Source organism: Roseateles sp. P5_E11, from assembly GCF_054049355.1.
On the sequence record NZ_JBFUMO010000474.1, the window covers coordinates 1 to 4,588 of the forward strand.

Sequence of the window (4,588 nt, forward strand, 5' to 3'; positions counted from 1 at the left end):
CCCTTCGATTCCTCCAGCCACTTCCACAACTTCAGATAGCCACTGAACTCGCTCTTTTCGTCGTCGAACTTCTTGTGCTTTTCGTCCGCGGCCTGGGCGGCTTCCATCGGCCGGTCGCGCACGTCCTGGCCGCTGAGCGCCGACGCGATGACCAGCACCTCGGACAGCGCCTCGCGGTTCTTGGCCTCCAGGATCATGCGGCCCACGCGCGGGTCCAGCGGCAGGCGCGACAGTTCCTTGCCCAGCGGTGTCAGCTCGTTGTTGTCGTCGGTGGCGCCCAGCTCCGCCAGCAGCTGATAGCCGTCGGCAATCGCCTTAGGGCGCGGCGGCTCCAGGAAGGGGAAGCGCTCGACCTCGCCCAGGTGCAGCGCCTTCATGCGCAGAATGACGCCGGCCAGGCTGCTGCGCAGGATCTCGGGGTCGGTGAACTTGGGCCGCTCGTTGAATTCCTTCTCGCTGTACAGGCGAATGCAGATGCCGTTGGACACGCGGCCGCAGCGGCCCGCGCGCTGATTCGAAGCCGCCTGACTGACCGGCTCGATCAGCAACTGCTCCACCTTGTTGCGGTAGCTGTAGCGCTTCACCCGCGCCAGGCCAGGGTCGATGACGTAGCGGATGCCCGGCACTGTGAGCGAGGTTTCGGCCACATTGGTGGCCAGCACGATGCGGCGCTGGCCATGCGGCTCGAAGACCTTGTCCTGCTCGGCCTGCGACAGCCGCGCGAACAGCGGCAGCACCTCCACCCCCGGCGKGTGGTGCTTGCGCAGCGCCTCGGCCGCCTCGCGGATCTCGCGCTCGCCGGGCAGGAAGACCAGCACGTCGCCGCCGCCCTCGCGCCACAGTTCGTCCACCGCGTCGGTGATCGCGTTGTTCAGGTCGTACTCGCGGCTTTCCTCGAAGGGCCGGTAGCGCTGCTCGACGGGGAATAGTCGCCCCGACACCGTCAGCACCGGCGCGGGACCTTTGCTCGACTCGAAATGCCGCGCAAACCGGTCCGCGTCAATGGTGGCCGACGTGACGACGATCTTCAGGTCGGGCCGGCGCGGCAATAGCTCACGCAGATAGCCGAGCAGGAAGTCGATGTTGAGGCTGCGCTCGTGGGCCTCGTCGATGATGAGGGTGTCGTAGGCGCGCAGCAGCGGGTCGCTCTGCGTCTCGGCCAGCAGGATGCCGTCCGTCATCAGCTTGACCGATGCGGTCTTGGTGAGGCGATCCTGGAAGCGGACCTTGTAGCCCACCACGTCGCCCAGCGGCGTCTTCAGCTCCTCGGCGATGCGCTTGGCCACGCTGCTGGCGGCGATGCGCCGCGGCTGGGTGTGGCCGATCAGGCCGCCGCCGTTGATGCGCCCACGGCCCATCGCCAGCGCGATCTTGGGCAGCTGGGTGGTCTTGCCGGAGCCGGTCTCGCCGCAGACGATGACGACCTGGTGCTCGGCCATCGCAGCCGCGATTTCATCGCGCCGCGCAGAGACCGGCAGGGATTCAGGGAATGAAATGGAGAGAGCCGGCTTCACGGGCCGGCTCTCGGGATTCGGAGCTGTCATTGCGGCGGGATTGTCCCGCAAGCGCTTTATTCGCTGCGCGGGAAGTAGCTGATGACCTGGATCACGGCGCCCTGCGGGTCTTGCAACACGGCCATGCGGCCGATCGTCGGAATGTCGAAGGGGCCGGCGCAGACCGTACCGCCCAGGCCTTTGGCCTTCTCGACGGTCGCGTCGCAGGACTCGACCGTGACATAGGCACCCCACATGGCCGGGCCGGGTGTCGGCGGCGTCATGACGCCACCGACCGCGACGTCACCGACCTTGATGACGTGGTAATCGCCCTGGCCCATGTTCATCGTGTCAAAGGTCCAGCCAAACAGGCTGCCGTAGTACTCGCAGGCGGCCTTGGGGTTGGGCGTGCCCAACTCATTCCAGCTGAAGGCGCCGGGGGTCATGTAGACGTCTTGATAGTCCTTCATCGCGGTCTCCGGGTGGTGGGGCGGCCATCGTCGGAGCCGAACATGACAGCGTCAAGTGACCCGCGTCACGGGCGACAATTCGGCCCATGACCGGTCTTGTCTTTCCCCACACCTTCGTGCCCTGGTTCCGCGCCGTGGCGCCGTATATCCATGCCTACCGCGGCGAGACCTTCGTCGTCGGCATGCCGGGCGAGCTGATCGCGRCAGGCAAGCTCAATGCCTTCGTGCAGGACCTGGCCATCCTGCATGCCATGGGCATCAAGATCGTCCTGGTGCACGGCTTTCGGCCGCAGGTCAACGAGCAACTCGCTGCCAAGGGCCAGACGCCCCGCTTCAGCCATGGCCGCCGCATCACCGACGCCGTGGCCCTGGATTGCGCCCAGGAGGCCGCCGGCCAGCTGCGTTTCGAGATCGAGGCGGCCTTCAGCCAGGGCTTGCCCAACACGCCGATGGCCAATGCGACGGTGCGCGTCGTCTCCGGCAATTTCCTGACCGCCCGGCCGGTCGGCATCGTCGACGGCGTGGATTTCCAGCATTCAGGCCTGGTGCGCAAGGTCGACGCCGCAGCCATCCAGCGCGCCATGGACATTGGCGCCATCGTGCTGCTGTCCCCCTTCGGCTTCTCACCCACGGGTGAGGCTTTCAATCTGTCGATGGAGGACGTGGCCACGTCCACAGCCATCGCGCTGCAGGCCGACAAGCTGCTGTTCGTCTGCGAGGTCGACGGCGTGCCCGAGAACCCGGACGACCCGGACAGCCCCATCGATACCGAGCTGGCCGTGGCCGACGCCGACCGCATGCTGGCCAAGGCCGGCCCGGCGCCCCAGCCGACCGACGTCGCGTTCTACCTGCGCCATTGCGCCGAGGCCTGCCGTGCCGGCGTCGAGCGCTCGCACATCATCCCGTTCGCGGTGGACGGCGCGCTGCTGCAGGAGGTCTACACCCATGACGGCATCGGCACCATGGTCGTCGACGAGAAGCTGGAGAGCTTGCGCGAGGCCAGCGCCGACGACGTGGCCGGCATCATCCAGCTCATCGAGCCCTTCGAGCGCGACGGCACCCTCGTCAAGCGCAGCCGGACCGAGATCGAGCGCGACGCCGAGCTCTACACCGTCATCGAGCACGACGGCGTCATTTTCGGTTGCGCTGCCCTTTACCCCTATGTCGAGGCGCGCACCGCCGAGATGGCCGCACTGACCGTCTCCGCTGAAGTACAAGGCCAGGGCGACGGCGACCGCCTGTTGAAAAGAATCGAGCAGCGCGCCAAGGCCCAGGGCCTGGACAGCATCTTCGTGCTGACGACGCGCACCATGCATTGGTTCATCAAGCGCGGTTTCCAGCAGGTGGACCCGGAATGGCTGCCCGAAGAGCGCAAGCGCAAATACAACTGGGACCGGCGCTCGCTGGTGCTGGTCAAACGATTCAACTAAGCCCCGCCGGGTTCGCCCAAACGGCCGCCGCGCTAAAGTGCCGGCCGTTTCTCATTTCTCGTGTTTGTAGGAGTCCGCCATGCCCCGCACCGTTCAATGTGCCTATCTGAAGAAGGAAGCCGAAGGGCTGGACTTCCCGCCCTACCCGGCTCATACCGAACTCGGCAAGAAGGTGTGGGAAAGCGTCAGCAAGGAAGCTTGGGCGGCCTGGATGAAGCATCAGACCATGCTGGTCAATGAAAACCGCCTCAACCTCGCCGACCAGCGTGCCCGCCAATACCTGATGCGCCAGGCTGAACAGTTTTTCTTCGGCACAGGTGCCGAAGCGGTGGCGGGCTATGTACCGCCATCGGCCTGAGCGCAGCTCAGGTGAAAAACTGTGGGGGATGCTCATCTGCGCGCAGCGCAGGTGATGCAGCCACCAACAATTTCTTTGGTACCGGTGCGGAACAAGTGGCCGGCTACGTGCCGCCGGCCAACGAATAAGCGCAAATCACCGCATATGTGCAGGGCCGGGACGCAAGTCGCCGGCCTTTTCTCTTTCAGTTTTGCAAGGCTGCCGTCGCAGCAGAACGCCGGCCGGCCCCGCCAAATCGGCAAATAGCCCGAACCAGCAAGAAACTCGTCGCAACCGACCAACGAAAACTCTTGCATTTATGCTGCCCGTCGGGATTTAATTCGCCTACGGAGATACTCGCGGTCAATCGGCCCCAAGGCTCCGGGGCCGCGGCGGTCAATGTCGCGAGTCTCCCCGCTCAAATCGCAAGAGGAATAGCAGCATGTCCACTCTGAAAGAACTCCTGGCCCAACGCGAGGCACTTGATCAACAGATCAGCCAAACCAAGGACCGCGAACGCAGCGAAGCGGTGGCCAAGGTGAAATCCCTGATGAGCGAATATGGCCTGACGGTGGCCGACCTCAGCACGCGCACGCCCAAGCCGGCCAAGGTGTCCAAGGTGGCCGCCAAGTATCGCAACCAGGCCACCGGTGAAACCTGGAGTGGCCGGGGCCTGCAGCCCAAATGGCTCAAGGCTGCCGTTGCAGGCGGTGCCAAGCTGACCGATTTCTCCGTCTGACCGGCAATTCCTGCAGGCCAATTGCCCGGCATACGCCGGCGATTTGACTGCGGGGTTTGAACAGATTCCCGCTGCCGGCGCCCGCTGGCGCGACCGACCAGGGCCATCCATCTACGGGA

At 65.3% G+C, this 4,588-nt stretch carries 5 protein-coding genes; 3 read left to right on the forward strand and 2 right to left on the reverse strand.

Features of this window, described 5'->3' with window-relative positions:
* Together hrpA and ACXJKR_RS24885 are read right to left on the reverse strand one after the other, a co-directional pair.
* Window positions 1-1,544: ATP-dependent RNA helicase HrpA (gene hrpA / locus ACXJKR_RS24880; protein WP_457325097.1), on the reverse strand; the 1,544-nt coding region annotated here is incomplete at its 3' end.
* A gap of 26 nt (window positions 1,545-1,570) precedes the next feature.
* Entirely contained in the window at window positions 1,571-1,963 is a 393-nt protein-coding gene (locus ACXJKR_RS24885) for a VOC family protein (protein ID WP_457325098.1), read from the reverse strand.
* Between the two features lie 86 nt (window positions 1,964-2,049).
* On the opposite strand from ACXJKR_RS24885, the gene argA reads away from it, so the two are divergent.
* From argA to ACXJKR_RS24900, 3 genes are all read left to right on the forward strand, one after another.
* A complete protein-coding gene (gene argA / locus ACXJKR_RS24890) occupies window positions 2,050-3,393 on the forward strand; it encodes an amino-acid N-acetyltransferase (RefSeq protein ID WP_457325099.1) in 1,344 nt (447 codons plus the stop codon).
* A 79-nt stretch (window positions 3,394-3,472) separates the two neighbouring features.
* The gene (locus tag ACXJKR_RS24895) at window positions 3,473-3,751 is read left to right on the forward strand and encodes an oxidative damage protection protein (RefSeq protein ID WP_056198054.1); all 279 of its coding nucleotides are present in this window, start codon (window positions 3,473-3,475) and stop codon (window positions 3,749-3,751) included.
* Window positions 3,752-4,172: 421 nt separating this feature from the next.
* Window positions 4,173-4,469, forward strand: coding sequence for an H-NS histone family protein (locus ACXJKR_RS24900; RefSeq protein ID WP_056198055.1), 297 nt, complete (start codon window positions 4,173-4,175; stop codon window positions 4,467-4,469).
* Window positions 4,470-4,588 lie beyond the last annotated feature (119 nt).